General features: G+C 56.8%; 20 protein-coding genes. 9 read left to right on the top strand and 11 right to left on the bottom strand.

What is annotated here, in order from left to right:
- Positions 1-19: 19 nt before the first annotated feature.
- The 3 genes from G5367_RS19125 (at position 20) to G5367_RS19115 (ending at position 2,095) form a co-directional block, all read left to right on the top strand.
- Complete coding sequence (locus tag G5367_RS19125; protein WP_005346115.1) at positions 20-208, top strand: hypothetical protein; 189 nt, start codon at positions 20-22, stop codon at positions 206-208.
- A gap of 189 nt (positions 209-397) precedes the next feature.
- Positions 398-1,684: a citrate synthase gene (locus G5367_RS19120; RefSeq protein ID WP_005346116.1), complete on the top strand. Its 1,287-nt coding sequence runs from the start codon at positions 398-400 to the stop codon at positions 1,682-1,684.
- Between the two features lie 93 nt (positions 1,685-1,777).
- Positions 1,778-2,095, top strand: coding sequence for a DUF4377 domain-containing protein (locus G5367_RS19115; protein ID WP_337072881.1), 318 nt, complete (start codon positions 1,778-1,780; stop codon positions 2,093-2,095).
- Positions 2,096-2,157: 62 nt separating this feature from the next.
- Here G5367_RS19115 and G5367_RS19110 read toward each other — a convergent pair whose 3' ends face one another.
- Both G5367_RS19110 and G5367_RS19105 read right to left on the bottom strand, forming a co-directional pair.
- Entirely contained in the window at positions 2,158-2,598 is a 441-nt protein-coding gene (locus G5367_RS19110) for an acetyltransferase (RefSeq protein ID WP_421244969.1), read from the bottom strand.
- Between the two features lie 58 nt (positions 2,599-2,656).
- Entirely contained in the window at positions 2,657-3,502 is an 846-nt protein-coding gene (locus tag G5367_RS19105; RefSeq protein ID WP_421294877.1) for a DUF5718 family protein, read from the bottom strand.
- A 337-nt stretch (positions 3,503-3,839) separates the two neighbouring features.
- On the opposite strand from G5367_RS19105, the gene G5367_RS19100 reads away from it, so the two are divergent.
- Complete coding sequence (locus tag G5367_RS19100; protein ID WP_216978908.1) at positions 3,840-4,232, top strand: NUDIX hydrolase; 393 nt, start codon at positions 3,840-3,842, stop codon at positions 4,230-4,232.
- 75 nt (positions 4,233-4,307) lie between these two features.
- Here the strand turns inward: G5367_RS19100 and pdxY are convergent, their stop codons facing one another.
- The 3 genes from pdxY to G5367_RS19085 form a co-directional block, all read right to left on the bottom strand.
- Entirely contained in the window at positions 4,308-5,171 is an 864-nt protein-coding gene (pdxY, locus tag G5367_RS19095) for a pyridoxal kinase PdxY (protein WP_216953460.1), read from the bottom strand.
- Between the two features lie 173 nt (positions 5,172-5,344).
- Positions 5,345-6,121, bottom strand: a complete 777-nt coding sequence (locus G5367_RS19090) for a DUF429 domain-containing protein (protein ID WP_421294875.1) — start codon at positions 6,119-6,121, stop codon at positions 5,345-5,347.
- A gap of 84 nt (positions 6,122-6,205) precedes the next feature.
- Complete coding sequence (locus G5367_RS19085) at positions 6,206-6,769, bottom strand: VC2662 family protein (RefSeq protein WP_421294873.1); 564 nt, start codon at positions 6,767-6,769, stop codon at positions 6,206-6,208.
- Positions 6,770-7,043: 274 nt separating this feature from the next.
- Between G5367_RS19085 and ybcJ the strand changes: the two genes are divergently transcribed.
- Positions 7,044-7,277, top strand: a complete 234-nt coding sequence (gene ybcJ / locus G5367_RS19080; protein ID WP_005361116.1) for a ribosome-associated protein YbcJ — start codon at positions 7,044-7,046, stop codon at positions 7,275-7,277.
- Between the two features lie 33 nt (positions 7,278-7,310).
- On the opposite strand, the gene G5367_RS19075 is transcribed toward ybcJ, so the two are convergent.
- From G5367_RS19075 to G5367_RS19060, 4 genes are all read right to left on the bottom strand, one after another.
- Positions 7,311-7,784 carry a DUF4442 domain-containing protein gene (locus G5367_RS19075; RefSeq protein WP_180342937.1) on the bottom strand — a complete coding sequence of 158 codons (474 nt, stop codon included), beginning with the start codon at positions 7,782-7,784 and terminating at the stop codon, positions 7,311-7,313.
- 166 nt (positions 7,785-7,950) lie between these two features.
- Positions 7,951-9,702, bottom strand: a complete 1,752-nt coding sequence (locus G5367_RS19070; protein ID WP_421294871.1) for an ABC transporter transmembrane domain-containing protein — start codon at positions 9,700-9,702, stop codon at positions 7,951-7,953.
- Complete coding sequence (locus tag G5367_RS19065) at positions 9,699-11,435, bottom strand: ABC transporter transmembrane domain-containing protein (RefSeq protein ID WP_421294869.1); 1,737 nt, start codon at positions 11,433-11,435, stop codon at positions 9,699-9,701. The genes G5367_RS19070 and G5367_RS19065 overlap by 4 nt, the downstream gene beginning before the upstream one ends.
- Before the next feature lie 166 nt (positions 11,436-11,601).
- Positions 11,602-14,406: a response regulator gene (locus tag G5367_RS19060; RefSeq protein WP_421294867.1), complete on the bottom strand. Its 2,805-nt coding sequence runs from the start codon at positions 14,404-14,406 to the stop codon at positions 11,602-11,604.
- A 166-nt stretch (positions 14,407-14,572) separates the two neighbouring features.
- Between G5367_RS19060 and trxC the strand changes: the two genes are divergently transcribed.
- Positions 14,573-15,007 (top strand): thioredoxin TrxC, encoded by a 435-nt coding sequence (gene trxC / locus G5367_RS19055; RefSeq protein WP_005346144.1) that lies wholly within the window; start codon positions 14,573-14,575, stop codon positions 15,005-15,007.
- Between the two features lie 161 nt (positions 15,008-15,168).
- A complete protein-coding gene (locus G5367_RS19050; RefSeq protein ID WP_337072889.1) occupies positions 15,169-16,554 on the top strand; it encodes a DASS family sodium-coupled anion symporter in 1,386 nt (461 codons plus the stop codon).
- Positions 16,555-16,925: 371 nt separating this feature from the next.
- Here the strand turns inward: G5367_RS19050 and G5367_RS19045 are convergent, their stop codons facing one another.
- A complete protein-coding gene (locus G5367_RS19045; protein ID WP_421244963.1) occupies positions 16,926-19,400 on the bottom strand; it encodes a glycogen/starch/alpha-glucan phosphorylase in 2,475 nt (824 codons plus the stop codon).
- Positions 19,401-19,776: 376 nt separating this feature from the next.
- Positions 19,777-19,974 carry a DUF4250 domain-containing protein gene (locus G5367_RS19040; protein ID WP_005333612.1) on the bottom strand — a complete coding sequence of 66 codons (198 nt, stop codon included), beginning with the start codon at positions 19,972-19,974 and terminating at the stop codon, positions 19,777-19,779.
- 230 nt (positions 19,975-20,204) lie between these two features.
- On the opposite strand from G5367_RS19040, the gene G5367_RS19035 reads away from it, so the two are divergent.
- Entirely contained in the window at positions 20,205-20,690 is a 486-nt protein-coding gene (locus G5367_RS19035) for a cell division inhibitor (protein WP_421244962.1), read from the top strand.
- Positions 20,691-21,102: 412 nt separating this feature from the next.
- Positions 21,103-21,537, top strand: coding sequence for a YcgN family cysteine cluster protein (locus G5367_RS19030; protein ID WP_005361134.1), 435 nt, complete (start codon positions 21,103-21,105; stop codon positions 21,535-21,537).
- Positions 21,538-21,752 lie beyond the last annotated feature (215 nt).

The raw sequence follows: 21,752 nt of genomic DNA, 5'->3' as shown, positions 1-21,752 counted from the left end.
TCACACTTGAGGGCACGGGATGGTGATTGTTGGCTATTTGTTACCAAAACACTCTGAAAAAGCCAAAACGCGAATTTTTGGTTTCACATCAGGCTTTGCCAAAGCGTTTCAAACACCAGCAGCCATGACCCACGTGGCGCAGTATATCCACGCCCTTAAACGAAGACAATCAAACAGCTACAAAGAAAACACAAAACCGCAAACTTGATCGCATATTTAATTTAACATTCCATTAATGCCGTTAATGCCGCCCCAGCAAAATTGACATTGATAGGGAACTCTGTTTCAAATAGGGCGCTCCAGCCACCTCGGTATGGGTAACAACCTTTGCCAGCGTCATAAAAGTCGTAATAGAGTAGGACTGGAACCAAATTATAAAGAGCAAAGGAGACGTGCTATGGCTGATAAGATAGCCACCCTACACCTGCCCGGGAAAGATCCGGTTGAACTGCCGATCCTCTCTGGAACCGTTGGACCTGATGTTGTCGATGTTAGAAAGCTGGGTGGGCAAGGGTATTTCACCTTTGACCCGGGCTTTATGGCGACCGGTTCTTGCAAATCTGCCATCACCTACATTGACGGGGATCAGGGTGTCTTGCTGCACCGTGGTTACCCCATCGCCCAGTTGGCCAAAGAGTCCAACTATCTCGAAGTCTGCTATATCCTGCTCTACGGCGAGGCGCCGACCAAGGCACAGTTTGCCGATTTCCAGCGTACCGTGACCCGCCATACCATGGTGCACGAGCAGATTGCCTTCTTCTTCCGTGGTTTCCGTCGTGACTCCCACCCCATGGCCATCATGTGTGGTGTGGTGGGCGCACTCTCTGCCTTCTATCACGACGCCCTCGACATCAACAACGAACAGCACCGCGAGATCTGCGCCTTCCGCCTCATCTCCAAGATGCCGACCCTGGCGGCCATGTGCTACAAGTACTCTATCGGCCAGCCGTTCATGCATCCGCGCAACGCCCTCTCCTATGCAGGCAACTTCCTGCATATGATGTTTGCGGTACCGACCGAGGAGTACAAGGTCAATCCGGTGGTCGAGCGCGCCATGGACCGCATCTTCACCCTGCACGCTGATCACGAGCAGAACGCCTCCACCTCCACCGTCCGTCTGGCTGGCTCCTCCGGTGCCAACCCGTTTGCCTGTATCGCCGCAGGTATCGCCTCCCTGTGGGGTCCGGCCCATGGTGGTGCCAACGAAGCCTGCCTGCGCATGCTGGAGGAGGTAGGCTCGGTGGATCGCATCCCCGAGTACATCGCCAAGGCCAAGGACAAGAACGATCCGTTCCGTCTGATGGGCTTCGGCCACCGTGTCTACAAGAACCATGACCCCCGTGCCACTGTGATGCGTGAAACCTGTCACGAGGTATTAACCGAGCTACAGATCAAGGATCCGCTGCTGGACGTGGCCATGGAGCTGGAGCGCATCGCGCTCTCCGACCCCTACTTCATCGAGAAGAAACTCTACCCGAACGTGGACTTCTACTCCGGTATCATCATGAAGGCGATCGGTATCCCGATGAACATGTTCACCGTGATCTTCGCCATCTCCCGCACTATCGGCTGGATTGCTCACTGGAACGAGTTCCACTCCGACCCGGATAGCAAGATTGGCCGCCCGCGCCAGCTCTACGTGGGCCACCCGCAACGGGATTTCACGCCGCTTGATCAGCGTTAATGAGCTGAATCAACATGGTTTGTTACAAAGGCGGTCATTGACCGCCTTTTTATTTATCGCTCTAATGCCCCTTTCAATTCGAAGGAGTCCCCCATGAAACCTCTGCTTGCCAGCGCCGCCCTGCTGCTCACCGCCTGTCAGGGCACCGCGGCCCCACAGGGTGAGACCCTCTACATCAACAGCCAGCTGGTCGATTGTGTCGGGGTCGGGCCGATGCAGTGCATGCAGGTGCGCAGCGACGAGCAGCAGCCCTGGACGCTTTTCTATCAGCAGATCGAGGGTTTCCAGTTCGAGCCGGGCTACCAGTATCAGCTCACCGTGAGCAAGGAGCAGCTTACCAATGTGCCGGCCGATGCCTCCTCCCTGCGCTACCAGCTGATCAAGGTGGTCAGCAAGATCGCCAGCAAGTAACGGCAGGATCAAAAACGGGGGATGGCGCAGGCCATCCCCCGTTCATTATCACACTTGAACGACTATCGCGGCAGCAACGCCATATGGAGCAAAGGATAGGGCTTGCCCTGGCCATCCAGCGGCGAGCGGCCCGTCACGACGAACTCCATCTTGTGGTAGAAACCCACCGCCTGCTCATTCTGCTCGTTGACGTCAACCAGCGTCGCGCCACACTGGCTGATGGCATGTTCCACCAACCGGCGACCCACGCCACTGCCGCGCACCGCCGGCGCCACAAACAGCATCTCTATCTTGCCATCACATAGCCCGCAAAAACCGGCAATGCGCCCCTCCTCCATTCGGGCACAGTGCAGTGTCACTGCATCGAAGTAGTGCTCCAGAATAAGCGGTTTGAGCGCGAGGATCTCGGCCTCGGGCAGGAAGTGGTGGGTCGCCCGAACCGAGGCCTCCCACAGCTCGATCAGGGCCGGATAATCGGCCCGCGTTGCAGTATCAATCTTCATCAATGACTCTTTGTTGCAGCCAGCAGGATGGCTGTGGCCTCCCCGCGGGCCAATCTGATTAGCGCGCATGCACCGCCTGCAGCAGCACCGACACATCGGCACCAAAACTGCGGGTACGGATCGCCTCGCGAATATCCGCTTCGCTGTAGCGGCTGCCCGGATAGACCACCACACAGGAGGTGTCGCCAGGCTTGAGGAAGTGGGTCTCGCCAAACGGGGTATAACGGGTGGCACCGATGCTGATGAGCGCGTGGGGAGGATGCCCCGCCTGCGCCAGCAGTCCCTGAATGTGCTCCGCCGGCCCCTCATCCTGTTGATGGTTGAACTTGTCGATGGCCCAGTCGAGCAGCTTGCAATGGAAGTAGCTGTAGTCGATGGCGGCGCTGTCTACCCCGTAGGCGTGCAGCTCACCGTCTCGCTCCAGATAGCAGGCGATGTGATAGTCATCGAGCTCGCAGCCGGCGGCAAAACCGGATAGCGGCAGCAGGTTGGCCGCCAGCCCCTTGCTCTCTTCGCCCCAGTTCTTCTTCTCGCTGATCTTCTTGGCGTTGGGACGACGGATAGAGCAGTCGTTATAGGCGCCAAAGGCGCGGGGATGGATCGCCACCACCTGCTTGCCCGCATACTCCAGCTCGCACCAGAGGGCCACTTCCGGCTCGATCTGCACCTTCTCGTCACCACTGACCGCCGCCTCCGGCAGGAAGATAGCCTTGTCGCTCAACGGGAATACCCCGAGCTGACCCGGATGACCGGGCACGAAGAAGGGGAACAACGCCTTGGGCGCCGTGGTGTCGCGCACCACAACCGCCACGAAATCCGACGCTTCACCCGCCTGCTCCAGATGACCGGCGAAATTGCCCGCTACCCCGAGTCCGATAAACTTGCTCTCTGCTGCTATCTGCATCTTGCTCACCTGCATCTTGCCCACGCAAGGTAGCAGGCCCGTCGCCCACTACCGCTAAAGTGGCAAGATTAAACCACAAGGGCCCCGCCTTCGCCCAGTCCGGCCCTGTCGTGGTGTGCGCCAGTCTACTTTTTTAGGGACGAGAAGGCTGTGGCGAACCAGCTAGTGCGCACTCTTCCAGCTACGCGGTCACCGCGCTGGAAACAGTGCGTTTCCGGCCTCTCCCCTCTTTCTTCTTGGGACTCAACTTCATCTTTGTTAGGCTGCCTGCATGCAAAACAGCGGTGCGCTTGAGTGCGCCCGGCTCATCACGGCAACCCCATCGGAGAGAAAACGGATGATCGACAAACTCGCCTGGCTCACCTTTAAAGATCAGCAACTGCTCTGCGCCCGCTCCCACGGCAAGGACATCTATTACATCCCCGGCGGCAAACGGGAACCGGGTGAGAGCGATGAGGCGGCCCTGATCCGCGAGATTGAGGAGGAGCTGGCCGTCACCCTGCTGCACGACACCCTGCGCTTTGCCTGCGAGTTCAGCGCCCAGGCCGATGGCAAGCCGGCAGGAGTCGAGGTGCGCCTGCGCTGCTACACCGGCGAAGCGAGCGGCACCCCCATCGCTTCGGCCGAAATTGCCGAGCTGCGCTGGCTAGACAGCACTCACCTCGATGAGCTCTCCCCCGTCTCCCGTCTGCTGTTTGCCTGGCTGGCTGAACAGGGGTTGATCCGCTGACCCCATAACCGGGAGCGATACAAACAAAAGAGGTGAGCCAATGGCTCACCTCTTTTGCTTCAGACATGGCAGCAATCAGGGCAGTATCACCGCTCGCACCTCCACCTTCGGCGAATCAAACGCATCTTGCGCGGCGATCAGCTGCAACTCGTAAGCCTGCTGGCGCCATGTCTCCTGCAGCACCGCATCCACCGAGGCGTTGGTGCGCTCGAACGCGCTGACCGCATCGTGACCGGCCAGCAAATTCGCCAGCATCAGGGCGCTGATAAGATCGCCAACCCCCACCGGCTGGCGGGCAAAGTCATAAAGCGGACGGGCAATCAGGTAATCCCCTTGCGGGGTGGCCAGCAGCATCTCGAAGCGGCTGGAGTCCTGCGCCGCACGACCGAGATGCTTGACCAGCACCAGCTTGACGCCGCGGGCCAGCAGCTGATGGGCAGCCGCGCGGGTCTGATCCAGATCTGCCAGATGGGTATCACAGAGGGTCTCCAGCTCCAGCAGGTTGGGGGCCATCATGTCGGCCACCGGCAACGCCTGCTCGGTCAGGAAACGGGTAACGCCGGGAGCGACGATACACCCCTTCTCCGGATGACCCATCACAGGGTCGCAGAAGTAGATGGCATCGGGGTTGGCCGCCTTGACGGCGTTGACCACGGTCAGGATCTCGTCTCCCTGTTCGGCGGAGCCAAGGTAACCGCTCAGCACGGCGTCACACTGGCTCAACACCTCGATATTACCCAATCCTTTCACCAGCGCACTGATATGGCCTGCCGGCATCGCCATCCCCTGCCACCCCTGGGCATATTGGGTGTGGTTGGAAAACTGCACCGTGTTGATGGGCCATACATCCATACCGAGGCGGCGCATGGGGAAGACGGCCGCGCTGTTGCCGGCACAACCAAAGACCACGTGGGACTGAATAGAGAGAACGGATTTCATCGGGAATACCACAGCAAAGGATCAGCAAGGTGGGCAATATATCGGATGAAGATAACGATGCGCCACCTTGGCGCGGGATGAACAGGCAATTTCCTGACTAAAGACAGGTTTTTTACGCCATTTGGCCCGCGTCCACAGGGTGAGCGGCGCCATGATGTGCCGCGTCCCCGTTGTCACATGCCGCTGTGCTCTACAGCATGACGGGCAAAGTGATAGACCCATCCCTCATCACAAGGCATGTCACTGGGTGGCGAAATCAGCTCAGGCAATACCGTCACCTTGCCACCAGCGGCATATTGCAGCGCCATCAGGGCGCAGAGCGCCGCATCGTAGCGATCAGTGCCGACCAGCACATCCGCAGGCAGCTGCGCCGCCAGCTCGGGCCGTGCCGGAGAGGCCTTGCCGCCCACTTTGGCCAATGCCGGATAGACCTCCAGCACGGCGCGACTGGCCTTCGGGGCAACGGTCGGTACCAGTTGCAGATCCGAGAGCCGCGGCAGCATGGAGAGCGCCAGGGTGGCATTGTTACCGAGCCGATCGAAGGTGGCCGAGAGGGGCTTCTTGCCGTACTGCTGATACAACCAGCGCTCGCAGTCGCGATAGGCGTAGGGGTTGTCTATCTCCCGCTCGGGAGCGGCGCAGCTGTGTGGTTGGCCGTTGAGCAGATCCCGCAAGGCGCGGGGAAAGGCGAGCGGCGCATCGATACCGAGCGCCAGTTGCGGGCAGGCTTCTACCTGCATCAGGGTCAGCTCGTTTTGCAGGGCCGGACGCAGCAGAGCGGCCAGATCCGGCGCCACCCGCGAGCTCAGACGAAACAGCGGCGACACCCCGAGCCAGTGCAGGCGGTTGGATTCGGCATGCCAGCCCACCACAGCCACCGCCTGGGCACTGCCCTGCCAACCACGCACATCCCAGCCGATCCCGATTGCACTCATCTGCCCTGCCGTCATCAATTACCTCTGTTCGCCTGTCACAAGTTGCAAGAGGCACAGGGTAATCAGCAGAGGCCTTTAACGCAAAGCGAACTGCCTTGGTCAGAACGATTTCTGGAAGTTCACCAGTGGCAGAATGGGGAACACGCCGTTGGCGGCGTAGTTGGCCAGCCCGATCTGCAAGCCGTCGAGGTGTTTGGTGGCATTGATAAAGCCAATCTGGAAGGTGGTACGCTCGGCATAGTTGACCAGGCCGACGTTGGCCAGCGCATTGCCCTTGGCGATATTGACCGCCCCCCAGTTGAGCCCCTGTACATTGTTGGTCAGGTTGACCAGCCCCAAATTGACGCCGGTATCCTGCCCTTCGTGCCAGTTGATGGCGTTGATGGCGACCCCGCCAAACTGGTGGCGCACCCGACCAGCACCGAGGAAAATCCCGAGCTGCAGGCCGCTGAACTGATCCACATCGGAAAGGGCGAAGATCGGCAGATCAATACCCTTCACCTGACCGGTCCGGCCGTAGAGCAGCGAGGCGCGCGCCCCTTCCACCTGATGGGACGCGGGCAAATTGACCCCAGGCAGCGAGACCTGCACCGGAGTACTGGCCTGCGCGACACCGCACAGAGTAAGGGCGCTGCATGCCAGCAGCAGGCGGGAGATAATCATTGGAGGCTCCTTGCACCATTTACCAAACAAAGGAGGCCATCCTAACAGCCGTAGCAAGCAGAAAGCAGTGCGGCGAACATCTCTTGCGTCATCACTCGTCCCAGCTACTCCACAAATGGGATCAATGGCACAGTTCAGTACAACCCGACATAAAAAGCTGGCGCGAGGAGACCATTTTCACTGCCGTGGTCCAGCTTCCCTTTTCTTGCCGGAATGAACTGCCTAGAATAACCGCCCTGCCAGATCCGGCATTTATCCATCTAGAGGATTTCCCATGGAGACGTTTCTGCTCGAAGGTCACCCCTTCGTTGCCTTGTGTGACCTTATCAAACATCAGGGGTGGGCCGATTGTGGCGGCGCCGCCAAAGCCCTCGTTGCCGAAGGGCTGGTCGAGGTGGACGGTCAGGTTGAGACCCGCAAGCGCTGCAAGATCGTGGCCGAACAGGTGGTCAACTTCAACGGCATGAAGGTCGTGGTGAAAGAGGGCGTCAGCCCGGAGATTGGCTAAACCCGTTTCGGGGAGCCACTCTCCGGCAACCCGCTAGCTGGCCTTGACTGACAGGGTCAACACAAAACGCGCCATCGCCTCATCCCCGTTCAATGACGGGCAGGTGGCCACCACCCGGATGGGGCGATTGATGCGCTGACCGCTTGCCAGCGACTCGTCGATCATGGCGTCAATCTCCTCCCCCGCTGCGCAGTCGAACTGCACATCCCCCTCCGGTCGTTTCAAAAACTCCCCCTGCACATCCTTGAAGGCGAAGTGCACCTTCTTGCGCCGCTGCCGCCCCTTCTCCATCACCAGCAGACCGCCTACCAGATCGGCGCCGGTCGCCAGCGCGCCAAAATACATGCTGCCCAGATGGTTGCGGGTACGCCAGCCAAGGGGAATGCGAATGCGCAGCGCCTTGGCGTTCATCTCTTCGATGATCGGGGCACAAAACCCGATAACGGGAATGTAGCGCCAGGCAAACAGCCGGAGCGCCAGATTGGCTTTGAAGCGTTGCAAATCCATATGCGAACTGATCCGATGAGTTAATGTAAACGACATGTTGCCTGCATCTGCGCCATTCGACAAGCACAGGGTTCACGGTTACGACCTTTTGTCCAACGCAAAAACAGAGGGAACCGCACCGGTTCCCTCTTTGTCGTTCATGTCGCTGTTACAGCAAATGTGCCGCTCAGGCGCGTTTCTCTTCGAGCCAAGCCCCCTGACTCTGCATCTCGAACAGCTGGGCATAGTGACCGCCGAGGGCCATCAACTCACCATGGGTACCCCGCTCATTCACCTGACCGCGGGAGAGCAGCAGGATCTCGTCCGCATCGACGATGGTCGAGAGGCGGTGGGCGATGGCGATGGTGGTGCGGCCACGACGGGCGGCAGAGATCGCCTGCGACAGCGCCAACTCGGTCTGGGAGTCCACGCTGGCCGTCGCTTCATCCAGAATGAGGATACGCGGATCTCCCACCAGTGCACGGGCAAAGGAGAGCAGTTGCCGCTGACCGGCGGAGAGGTTCTTGCCACCCTCCTCCATCAGGGTGTTGATCCCCTGTGGCAAGCTGCGCACAAACTCGGCCAACTGCACCTCGCTCAGCGCCTGCCAGAGCCGCGCGTCATCTATGCCGGCGCGGCCGAGACGCAGATTCTCCGCCAGGGTGCCGACGAAGATAAAGGGATCTTGCTGCACCAGCCCGATGCTGCGGCGCACCGCCGCCAGCGACAGGGTATCCAGTGCGTGATCATCGAAGCGGATCTGCCCCTGATCCAGCGGATAGAAGCCCATCAGCAAGCTGATGATGGTGGACTTGCCGCTGCCGGTATGGCCCACCAGTGCCAGCATCTGGCCCGGTTTTGCGGCAAAACTGACCTCCCGCAGCACCTGTTGCTCACCATCGTAGGAAAAACTCACCCGCTCGAAACTGACCCGTCCTTCCAGCGGGCGCAGCTCGCCCTCGGTGCTCTCGCGGGTTTCATCGAGCAGGGCAAAGACCCGCTCCCCCGCCACCATCGCCTGCTGCAACTGGTTAAGCTGGTTGGTCATCTCGATGAGCGGCTCGATCATCCGGCCCAGATAGCTGATAAAGGCATAGAGCACCCCCACCTGAATAGCACCCGCGTGGCTCCCCCCCTCATGGGCAAACAGCGCCAACAGGCCGATCAGCACCATCATGTAGAAGAGATCGATGAGCGGACGCAGCAAAATGCCGTTGATCTTGAGGCTCTTGATCCGTGCCGACCAGTGCTGCTGGTTCACCTCGGCAAAGGCGTTGGCAAAGTGGCGCTCCTGCACCATCGCCTGGATCACCGGCATCCCCTGCAGCGACTCGTTGAGGCGGCTGTTGATGTCGGAGAGCAGACTGCGGGTCGCTCGCACCACCGGCACGCTCAGTTTCTGGTAGAGCCACATCACCCCGCCCACTGCGGGCAGCAACAGGGAGCAGACCAGCATCAGCCGCAGATCCAGCAGCGCCATGGAGATGAGGATGCCGCACAAGAGCACCACCTTTTGCACCAGCAAGCCGATCACCTGCACATAGAGGTTCATGATCGCCTCGGTGTCGTTGGTGATGCGGGAAATCAGCGAGCCAGAGCGATGCTTGTCAAAGTAGCTGGCTGGCAAGCGGATGGCGGTGGCAAATACCTGCTCGCGCAGGGTTTGCACCACCGCCTGAGCGATGCGATTGAAGCGCAAGGATTGCAAATAGAAACCCGCCGCCGACAGCACCTGCAAACCCAGATAGCCCGCTGCGATCAGGGCAATGGTGGGCAGCACAATATTGCGAGGCGCCAGATAGTCATCGATAAAGAGCTTGATCAGTAGCGGTCCGGCCACTTCGGCGCCGGTTGCGAGCAGCAAACAGATCCCCGCCTGAATAAGCCAGCGAGGATACTGGGCGCAGTAAGCGAGCAGTCGTTTAATGGTCGGATTCACAGGCTCTCCTCCACCGCTTCTTCGAGACGCTGATAACGCACCATATCTGCATACCAGCCATTGTGCGCCATCAGGGCACCGTGATGACCCCGTTCGCTGATGGTCCCCTGCTCCAGCACCAGGATCTCGTCGGCCTGCTCCACCGCCGTCATGCGATGGCTGACCAGGATCAGGGTGCGACGATGGGCCTTGAGGGCGTGCAGAATTTGCTGCTCGGTGTGGGCATCCACCGCCGAGAGCGCATCATCGAGCACCAGAATGGGCGCATCCAGCAGCAGGGCGCGGGCAATGGCCAGCCGCTGTTTCTGGCCGCCGGAGAGGGTCACCCCTTTCTCCCCCACCTCGGTCTCATAGCCCTTGGGGAAACGCACAATATCATCGTGGACACAGGCAATACGCGCCACCCGTTCGACCTCCTCGCGGCTCGCATCGGGTTTGCCCAGGGCGATATTGGCGGCGATAGTGGTGGAAAACAGGAATGGCTCCTGCGGCACATAGGCAAACTGGCTGCGCAGTGTGGCGAGCGGCAGCTGGTCAATCGGAACGACACCCATGACAATCGAACCGTGAGTCGGATTGGCAAGGCGCATCAACAGCTTGAGCAGGGAGCTCTTGCCTGCCCCGGTGCGCCCCACCACCCCGAGCATCCCCCCTTGCTTGAGGGTAACGTCGATATCCGCAAGCAGGGTGCGCTGCTCAAGTTGATAGCTCACCCCTTTGATCTGCAAAGGAAAGGCAGAGGTAAACGCGGCCGGCTGGGCGGGCTCTTCGATATCGCTGCGCTCCCCCAGCAGGCTTTCGATACGGGAGTAGGCGGCGCTGCCCCGCTCGATGATGTTGAACAGCCAGGCGATGGCAAACATCGGCCAGATCAGCTGGCCGAGGTACATGGTGAAACTGGTGAGCTCACCCAGGGTCAACTCATCGCGCAGCACCAGCACACTGCCCCCCGCCACCGCGAGGAAGTAGGAGCAACCGATACAGAGATAGATGACCGGATCGAACTTGGCATCGATGCGGGCCACCGCCATATTACGCTCCCCCGCCTGTCTGGTCAGCTCGGCAAAGCCTTCATCTTCCAGCGATTCAACCGCATAGGATTTCAACACCCGCACGCCGGAAAGGGCCTCCTGGGTCTTGTTGTTGAGCCTAGAGAAGGCCCCTTGCGCCGCCTTGAACTGGGTGTAGATCTGGGTGCCGAAGCGGTTCATGAAATAGGCCATCACCGGCAGCGGCAACAAGGAGACCAGCGTCAACTGCCAGGAGTACTGGCTGCACATGATGGAGAGCACCAATACCCCGACCATGATGGAGTCCACCAGAGTCAGCACCCCTTCGCCAGCGGTCATCTCTACAGCCTGAATGTCATTGGTGGCATGGGCCATCAAATCGCCAGTACGGTGGCGCTGATAAAAATCGGGGCTCATCCGGGTGAAATGGCTGAAAAGGCGATTGCGCAACACATAGGCCAGACGGTAAGAGGCACCAAATAGCATCACCCGCCAAACGTAGCGCAGCAGATAAATCAGCACACCCAGACCAAACAGCCCCGCCAGATAGCGCATCATGGTACCATTGTCGAGACCGCCCCTGGTGATGCCATCCACCACCCAGCCCACCACTTTGGGCGGAATCACTGTCAACAGGGCCACCATCAGCAGCAGGGAGATGGCGGCCAGATAACGGGGCCACTGCTCCTTGAAAAACCAGCTCAATCGTAGAAATACGCTCACACTACCAACCTTTAGCGCTCTCTGCCCGTGACCGCTCCAAGGAGCGGCCATCAGAGAAGCCACGCAGAAATAGAAGAATGAAAACAATCGCCTCCGGCTGGAGGCGATTCGAACGAAAGCTCATCATATCCCGAACCGGAATGGTTGAGAATAATTACTATTTAATTCACTGTGACATGCGATCATCCCCTGATGAATAGGGATTATACGAATTTTCATGCTGCTCACCGGTCAACAGGAAGTGTGACACCTCTTCCCGGGTCTGACTGAACACCTGTTGCAACTGCTCCAGATCCGTCTCGCTCAGTACCTCATTTTGCCGCAGGCGCCACTCCAGCTCGCCAGCCACCAATTGCAGACGGGCCGCCGAAATATTGGCAGACACCCCCTTGAGGGTGTGCAGCAGCTTGCTGGCCACCTCGGGCTGCTGACGGCGCAGGGCAGAGCGGATCTCCCACAGATCGTCCTTGTGCTCCGACATGAACAGCTTGAACAGGATCTGCAATGCCTCCTTGTCCTGCTCCAGCCGCTTGAGAGCATCCTGCAGATCGAGTATCCCGATCATATCCGGTGGTTTCACCTCCATGATCCCCGCCTGCGCCACCCCTTGCGGCTTCACCCACTGCAGCAGGTTGTTGTAGAGATCCAGCTTGCTCACCGGCTTGGTGACATAGCCATTCATCCCCACCCCCAGGCAACGCTCCTTGTCACCGGGCATAGCGCTGGCAGTGAGGGCAATGATGGGCACATCATGCTTGTCGACCATCTTGCGGATCTGGCGGGTGGCATCGAGCCCGTCCAGCACCGGCATCTGCAAATCCATCAGGATCACGTCAAAAGGCTGCTCGGCGACCCGCTCCACTGCCTCCCGACCATTGCTGACCACGCACACCGCCGCATCGACCCGCCGCAGATACTCGATGATGAGCTGCTGATTGACCCGGTTGTCTTCCGCCAACAGCACTCGGGTACCCTGCAACAGGGATTTGAAGTGCTGCTGATCCCCTTGCACTTCGGCCTTGCGCAGGTTGAGCTCGTAGGAGCTGCCGTTGAGCAACTCGTCCACCTTGGCCAGCAGGGCATTCTCGGTCATCGGTTTGGGCAGAAAATGGACCAGTCCCATGCTGTCCATCCGGGCGTGTAGCCCCTCCCTGGCCCAGGCACTGATCATCAGGATTGGGATCCGCCTCCACTGGCTGTGTTGATACATCTCCAGCGCCAGATCGAGTCCATCCTCCTGACCCATGCGCCAGTCGAGAATGGCCAGCCGCAGATTGGGCCCCTCTTCACGGAGCAGCTGACGGGCACGGGAAAGGGAGTTGACCGGCAGCACTCGCACGCCTGCGCGAGTGAGAATATCCCTGGCCAGATCCAGCACCAGTTCGTTGTCGTCCATTACCATCACCAGCGGCTGGTTCTCGAAGAAGACTTTTCGTCCAGCCACCCCATAGACCGCTTGCGCCATCGGTATATCGAACTTGAACAAAGAGCCGACACCGGGCTTGCTCTGTACGGTGATCCGCCCTCCCATCAGTTCAACCAGCCGCTGGGAGATATTGAGCCCCAGACCCGAGCCACCATATTTACGGGTATTTCCCGCCTCCAGCTGGGTAAAGGCCTGAAATAGTTGAGTCTGCTTCTCTTCAGCAATGCCAATACCGGTGTCGCGCACGCTGAAGCGGATCCGCATGGGATTAGTGTTGGCCAGCTCGATGCAGACTTCGACCTCGCCACGTTCGGTGAATTTGATGGCATTATTCACCAGATTGACCAGCACCTGCCCCAGCCGCAGGGGATCACCACGCAAAAAGACCGGCACCTCGGGTGACTTGCGAATGATCACTTCCACATGTTTGCGCTCCGCCAAATCGGCAAACATGCCTGCCAGCGAATCGAGCTGCTCGCTAAGATCGAAGTCGATCTCCTCGAGCGTCAGTTTGCCGGACTCCACCTTGGTCAAATCTAGGATGTCATTGATCAGCAGAAGCAAGGTATCGGATGAGGATTTGATCTTGCCCAGATAGTCCCGCTGTTGCTGATCAAGCTCAGTCTGCAGTGCCAGCGAGCTGAAGCCGATGATGGCGTTCATGGGGGTGCGGATCTCGTGACTCATGTTGGCCAAAAAATCGCTTTTGGCCTGGGCCAGCAAAGTTGTCTGACGGGACAACTCGCTCAATTTCTGATTACGACGCCACAGGGTATAGGCCACCAGCACAAAACTGATCAAGGCACCGCCAAGCACCATTAAATAGAAGCGGTTCAGCAATGATGAAGCCCGCTCCAGTTTATCCATCTTCCAGCGCACCAGGTTATCGCTCACCTGCATATCGATTAGACGATGGCGCAGGGTATGATAAGCCATCACCTGACGACTCAAATCCTTGCTCAGGTTAACCAAGGTGATCACCTCGGGTTGCGAGCCATAATGGGAAGCGAGATCGCGCTGCAACAAGCTCAACTGTTGTTGATACTGGTTATCGGCGCTGTGTTGCAAAAAATGGCTGAGTTGGGCCAACTCATTCAGGTCACGATGCAAAAGGCTCTCTGCCGGCGTGATAGTGCGAACCTTCTCAAGCTGATGCTGAAAGGGTTGCGCGATATATTCTACCGCCTTTTCCATGCTGTACAGTCTGGCCAGCTCCATCTGGTAGAGATCCAAATCCTGCAGCAACCTCCGAGAAAGAGGAGTTTGCTCAACCTCGGCATCACTGCGGATTTTGTGAACAAAGCTATCCAGAATACCGGATAACTGGACGAGCCGTTGCTGGACGTTGCTATCATTGGCACTCTCTCGACCAAGCAGGTAAACACTGTCAGTGTTGATTCTGTTCAGCACAGCCTCCGCAGCCTGATTCAGGCTGTATGCGCGCTGCTGCTGGCTAAGCAACTGCCAGCACATAACCGAGAAGCCAAGCAACAAGGCAGCAACCAGCAGCAGTACCACAGGGCTCTTCCGTGATCCTTTATTCATCCCGTTTTGACTCTCTACTTATAAGGGCCGCTGAATTATCCGGCTTGGGCAGAACCCGGAGTGGAAGTATCCACCCCAGCCGAGCACTGTGTTAACGTTGTTTGACTATTTAACTCTGGCACTATTCTCGTCACAGCCACCAGAGTAGCTCTTCAAGGAGGCTATTATGTCATTTATCACTACTTATTGTAGCCACTGCTTTACCAGAAACCGCCTGCCCTCCACCCACGTAAACCAGTCCGCCAAATGTGGGCACTGCAAGGCGTCTCTGTTCAGCCAGACCCCTTGCCTCGGGAAGGCTGATAACTTCGATACCCTTATCAGCTCTGATATTCCGGTCGTGGTCGATTTTTGGGCCAGCTGGTGCGGACCTTGCCAACAATTCTCTCCCGTCTTTCATGACGTGGCAAACGAACTCGAACCTCGAATGCGCTTTGTAAAGGTCGATACCGAGCAGCAAAGCGCAATTGCAACACGTTATGCCATTCGCAGCATCCCCACTCTGATGGTCTTCAAGCAGGGCAAGCTGGTGGATCAGATAAATGGCTCCTTGCCTAAAACCATGTTCAAGCAGTGGCTGGCACAGCTCATCAATGTTTAACTTATGTTTCAATATTGTTTTATTTGCGTGTGGCAATCCCCTTTTTTATCAATGAGTGTGTGAGTAGAGGCTGATTTTCAATATGTGAGTCTGTTTCAAACAAGTGAATGGATGTAATCTCGGCAACACAAAAACAACCATAAATTAACCGAGAGAACGATATGCACACATCGGCTGTACCCGCAACTCCATCTCGTTGGCTGGATATCAAAACCGGGATCGTTATCCTGGATCTGCTCCTGCTATGCGCCATGCTCGCCTGGCTCCCTTTTGACCCTATGGTCAACAAGGGGCTGGGCATTCTGATCTTTATCGCCATTCTCTGGCTAACCGAAGCGGTGAATATCACTATCACCGCGATCTCCATCCCGGTGCTTGCCACCCTGCTCGGGGTGTTTGATATGAGCAAGTCGTTGACCGACTTCGCTAACCCGGTACTGTTCCTCTTCTTTGGCGGATTTGCCTTGGCGGCTGCACTTTCCAAACAGGGACTAGACACCCAGATTGCCGGTAAGGTGATGCAGCTTGCCAAGGGACACCTCGGCTGGGCTGCTATCGTACTCTTCAGTATTACTGCGGCACTCTCCATGTGGATCAGCAATACCGCCACCGCCGCCATGATGATGCCGCTGGCTCTTGGCATGCTCAAAGGCCTCGACATTCACAAGGAGCGGCGTACTCTGGTCTTCGTCTTGCTTGGTGTTGCCTACAGCGCCAGTATTGGCGGTATCGGCACCCTGGTCGGCAGCCCGCCCAACGCCATCGCAGCAGCCCAAATGGGACTTGGTTTTACTGACTGGCTGAAATTTGGTATCCCTGTAGTCCTCATCTTCATGCCCGTGGGGATCGGTCTGCTCTATCTCGTGACCCGCCCCAACCTCTCGCACCAGGTCAGCACCGAGCAGGTGACCATAGAGTGGACTGGCCAGCGCAAGGTGACTCTGCTGATCTTTCTGACCACAGTGCTGTTGTGGATTGGCTCCCAGCCTATTGCCCAGGCGCTGGGAGGAATACCTCAATTTGATACACTGATCGCCATGGGAGCCATCATCGCCATTGCCGTCAGCCGAGTGGCAAGCTGGGATGACATCAACCAGAACACCGACTGGGGAGTACTGATGCTGTTTGGTGGCGGCTTGACCCTGAGCGCCATCCTTAAGCAGACCGGGGCCAACGCCTTCCTGGCGGAGCACCTATCCAACGGTCTGGCCACCATGCCGATCTTCGTCATCCTGCTCTGTCTTGCCGCCTTCGTGGTGTTCCTGACCGAGCTGGTATCCAACACCGCTACCGCCGCTCTGCTGGTTCCACTGTTTGCCGGAGTCGCAGAGGCACTGGGAGTCTCTCCCATTGTCGTCTCCGTACTGATCGCTGTCGGTGCCTCGTGCGCCTTCATGCTGCCGGTAGCCACCCCGCCCAACGCAATTGTCTTCGCCAGCGGCCATATCCAGCAGCGTGAGATGATGCGGGCGGGTCTGGTGCTGAACCTGGTCTTCACCGTCATTTTGACCCTGCTTGCCTATTTCATGGGCGACATACTGCATTGATGGAAGGTTGCACGCTCACCGCGCTCCTCAATTAACCCCAAGTACCAACAAAGCCCCGTATCGTCGGGGCTTTCTCTTTTTTGGCACACTCACGACCATCTGCCACATCCCTGTACATCCATCAGCTTGTGCTATGCGACAGCCCCGAGAGTACAAATGATGTTGGCTTCCTAAAGTTGCGCAATCCTGAGACCAGGAGATGAGTGTTGTTGCCGGAATAGGGTTAGCAATAACAGAAGAAGTTATAAATCGATGTCTTGTGCATCTGGCTCTGAGCACAATTTTGTCCCGAATGGTGTGCCAATATTCATGCTCGATACCTACAGCCATAAAAAAACCCCGCATAGCGGGGTTCTCATATTAAGAGGTGATCAACCGATGTTGCAGGGTTTCAGCTTCCAGATACGATCCACATAGTCCTGGATGGAACGGTCTGAGTTGAACTTACCCATGGTGGCCGAGTTGATGATAGCCTTCTTCGCCCACAGTGCCGGATCCCGATACCAGGTATCGATCAGCTTGTGTGCATCCGAGTAGGACTGGAAGTCCGCCAGGGTCAGGTAAGGGTCTCCCCCTTCCAGCAAAGAGCGCTTGATGGAGGCCAGCTCACCCGGACGACCAGGCGTGAAGTAGTCGGTATCAAACCAGTCCAGCACGGCCTTGAGCTCTGAGTTGGCATAGTAGAAGTCGTACGGGTTGTAACCGCGCGCCTTCAGCGACTTCACTTCGTCCACGTTCAGACCGAAGATGGCACAGTTTTCGGCACCCGCCTCTTCAGCGATCTCGATGTTGGCTCCATCCAGCGTCCCGATGGTGATTGCACCGTTGAGTGCCATCTTCATGTTGCCGGTACCGGATGCTTCGTAACCAGCAGTAGAGATCTGCTCGGAGACATCTGCCGCCGGGATCAACTTCTCGGCCAGACTCACGCGGTAGTTCGGCATGAACACCACTTTCAGCTTGCCCTGGATACGAGCATCGTTGTTGACCCGATCCGCCAGCTTGTTGATGGCATAGATGATGTCTTTGGCCAGCTTGTAACCGGGCGCCGCTTTGGAGCCGAAGATAAACACGCGTGGATGCATGTCATAGTCCGGGTTGGCCAGCAGACGACGATAGAGTGCCATGATGTGAATAAGGTTCAGCTGCTGGCGCTTGTACTCGTGCAGACGCTTGATCTGAACGTCAAAGATCGCCTCGGCACTGACATCGATACCGGTTTCGTCTTTGATGACCTTGACCAGCTTCTCTTTGTTGTGACGCTTGATGGTCATGAACTGCTGCTGGAACGCCTTGTCGTCGGCAAACTTCACCACGCCACGCAGTTTGTCCAGTTGCAGCGGCCACTCCTTGCCCACTACTTCGTTGTAGAGACCCGCCAGCTCCGGGTTGCAGGCCAGCAGCCAGCGACGCGGGGTCACCCCGTTGGTCACGTTGCACATTTTTTCCGGCCACAGCTCGGCATACTCGGGGAAGAGATCTTCCTTCACCAGCTTGGAGTGGATCTCGGCCACACCGTTCACTTTGGACGAACCGATCACGCACAGGTTGCCCATGCGAACCTTGCGCACATCTCCCTCTTCGATGATGGAGAGCTTGGCTTTGATAGCATCGTTGCCCGGCCACTTGGGCTCCACCAACTCGTTCAGGAAGCGGGCGTTGATCTCGTAAATCACCTCCAGATGGCGAGGCAGTACTTTCTCGAACAGGCTGACCGACCACTTCTCCAGCGCTTCCGGCAGCAGAGTGTGGTTGGTATAAGAGAAGACCTGATAGCAGATAGCCCAAGCGGCATCCCAGTTCAGCCCCTCTTCATCCACCAGCACTCGCATCAGTTCCGGGATGGCGACAGTCGGGTGAGTATCGTTGAGCTGAATGGCAATTTGCGCGGCAAAGTTGCTGAAGTCACTGCCATGGACCCGCTTGTAGCGGCGCATGATGTCCTTGATGGAGCAGGCGCAGAAAAAGTACTGCTGGATCAGGCGCAGCTCTTTACCGGCATCGGTCTCATCGTTCGGATAGAGCACCTTGGAGATGGTTTCGGCCTGTGCTTTCTCGGCCTGAGAGTCGATGTAACCACCGGCGTTGAACACGTCCCAGTCAAAAAACTCGGAGGCTCGGGACTCCCACAGACGCAGGATGTTGACGGTGCTGCCGCCAAAACCGACGACCGGGATATCCCAAGGCACCCCTTTGATCTTGCGACCCGCGTGCCAAACCTTCTTCAGGCCGCCATTGTCACCAAACACGGTCTCGACATAGCCATAGAGGGGGACTTCCTGTACCGACTCCGGACGGCAGATCTCCCAAGGGTTGCCATATTCACGCCAGGAGTCCGGACGCTCAATCTGGCGGCCATCCTGGATCTCCTGACGGAACAGACCGTGTTCGTAGTGGATACCGTAGCCCACAGCCGGGTAGTTCAGGGTTGCCAGCGAGTCGATGAAGCAGGCAGCCAGACGACCCAGGCCACCATTGCCGAGCGCCATATCAGGCTCTTGTTCACACAGGTCGGTCAGATCCAGACCGAGTTCGCTCAGCGCCTCTTCACAAATCTTGTAAAGAGAGAGGTTATGCAGGTTGTTGGAGGTCAGACGCCCCATCAGGAATTCAGCAGAGAGATAGTGAATAGCACGAGTATCTTTCTTGAAGTGAGTCTGCTGAGTGCGGGTCAGGCGCTCGTAAACCTGTTCGTTGACCGCCGCTGCGGTGGCTTTCCACCATGCATCGTGAGAGGCTTTCTGTTCGCTTGTTCCCAAGGTAGAACGCAGGTGACGCACGATACTCGCCTTGAGCTGATCTTTATCCAGTTGGAGATCCTGGTCTGTCTTCTTCTTGGTAGCCATAAACCATATTCCTTCGTTACAAATAAAATTGTTATCCCGAGGATCGGGACCGGCGCTGTTGTTATCTCAAAATATGTACCGGCGTGAGAATACTAACGAAAGCCGCACAATTAAAAGTTAACACAAGTCACACTTTAACCGATAAAAACAGCCCAAAAAGCGTGAAAACCCTTTCCTTAAATTGATCGCACAAAAACAAACATTCCCTTTATTATCATAAGCTTAATGAAAAAATAAAAATATTCTGGCATGAATAGGTTTTCAGAGATTGCCAAGCCTTGAAAATCCCTGAAAATAGGCAGCAAGACGGCACATTGAAACCGGTTTCAATGTGCCTGAAAAATTACCGTATAAATATGAAGCAATCATTGCATCCTTAAAGATGTGCTTTGAACTGATTGCTCAATGGATCGTAATGGTACCCAATCTGATCCAGACGCCCTGCCAACTGCTCTTCACTCATATCGTAATAGGCCAGCAACTCCTCCAACCCGTCACACTCAAGCCTTAGCTTCTCATTGATGATGCCCAGCAAGATGTTGGCATCAAGACGTTGCAAGGTACTGATATCCATGGCGGCACCTCCTGTAAATGACCTGTATAACCATGGGCGGTTACGCAAGGTTTGTCCATAGTACGAAAAAAACCCAGCCAGTTTTATATTAAATAACTTTTAAAAACATAGTCTTACTAACGTCACATGCTAACACCATCACATTTTTCAGCAAAAACACCTTGTCACTGCCACAGGATATAACTACTGTATGCGCATACAGCTTGGATATTCATACAGGAATCCCATATATGAACCAGCCCCTGCACTCACTGCCCTTTGCGATGAATCGTGTCATGAGCAAGCCCTGGCCAACCAGAACCGCCTGCAAAGCGGAGTTGGCTCATGATGGTGTGACTATCCAGTCTGATGATCAGTTTCTGAGCGAACTGAGCAAGTTAGGTGACTCTCATACCGGCTGGATCTTGTTGATCGCCCCGCCGGGACGCCCCACAGTCAGCTGTCTGGAAGAGCGAGGTATCGATCCCAAGAGAGTGCTGGTGGTACATAGCCCCAAAATCAAGAACTGGCAGCAAACCCTGGAGCGCAGTCTGGGCAATGGTCACTGCGCCGCCGTATTTACCTGGCTACCCGAGCAGATCGAGCTGGATCACGTCAAGCTGCAGCGACTGGGACAGCAATCTGGCGTACTCACCCGCTTCTTTGGCGCGAAACGGACTAACCTCGGCACACCTCTGCTGGCTTATTCAGAGCAAGATATCTATCTCAATCATTAAGACAAAAAACGAACGCCTACGCAGGCTCTCCCGCGGGTCGCAGTGACAGAAGGGCGCAAACAATATGTGACCAGCGGCTTTATTTGAAAGACAAGCTTGCAACAGCCTGACGGTAGGCATCGGAGATCATTTGACCCTGCTTGCTGCAAGCAGACAAACATCAAAAGATGTAACGGATAAAGAAGCAGAAAATAAAACCTGAACTGGACAATCATGCAGCCCAAGTATTCAAACCTGCGGGACTTCCTGCCCACCAGCGAACCCGTTTGAGCAATATGATGAGGCTGAAAGTCATTGCATTCATTTGAGCTGATCACGACAATTTGCCCACCGGAGTGACCCTCTCCTTGAAATACCGGGTAACAAGGGGTATAACCACGCGTTTTATCAGGTGTAATAAGTGAGCGGTATGATGCAAGCCCCCTTTTGGCAGACCAAGAGTCTGCAGCAGATGACTGAATCCGAATGGGAATCCCTCTGCGATGGTTGCGGAAAATGCTGCCTCAACAAGCTGATCGATGAAGATACCGACGAACTGGTTTTCACCAATGTCGCCTGCAATTTGCTTAACACCAAGACCTGTCAGTGCTCTGATTACGCCAATCGTTTCAAAAAAGAGCCTGACTGTCTGCAGATCACCCATGACAAGATCACCGAATATGACTGGCTCCCCTCAACCTGCGCATATCGCCTGCTGTCTGAAGGTGACGCTCTTCCAGAATGGCATCCTCTGCTGACCGGCAGTCGTTCCGCGATGCATCAGGCTGGTCAATCCGTCCGTGGCAAAGTCATTCACGAGGATCAGGCGGGTGAATGGATCGATCACATCATCACCTGGGCCAGCTGACACGCTCAACCCGCTATTCTCCAAAGACAAGGGCTGCACAATGTGCAGCCCTTGTTGTTTCTGCAAGCAGGGTTTGTAGCTTCACACATATCTGGCTGGCTAAACCAGACCACCTCCAAGCTGCGCATTGAGAGAGATAGAGGCAGAGGCAGAGGCAGAGGCAGAGGCAGAGGCAGAGGCAGAGGCAGAGGCAGAGGCAGAGGCAGAGGCAGAGG

The organism is Aeromonas sp. 604282 (genome assembly GCF_049170575.1).
Classification (GTDB): Bacteria; Pseudomonadota; Gammaproteobacteria; order Enterobacterales; family Aeromonadaceae; genus Aeromonas; species Aeromonas veronii_A.
Note: the sequence above shows the minus strand (reverse complement) of the source record. Positions and strands in the feature narration are given on the sequence as shown.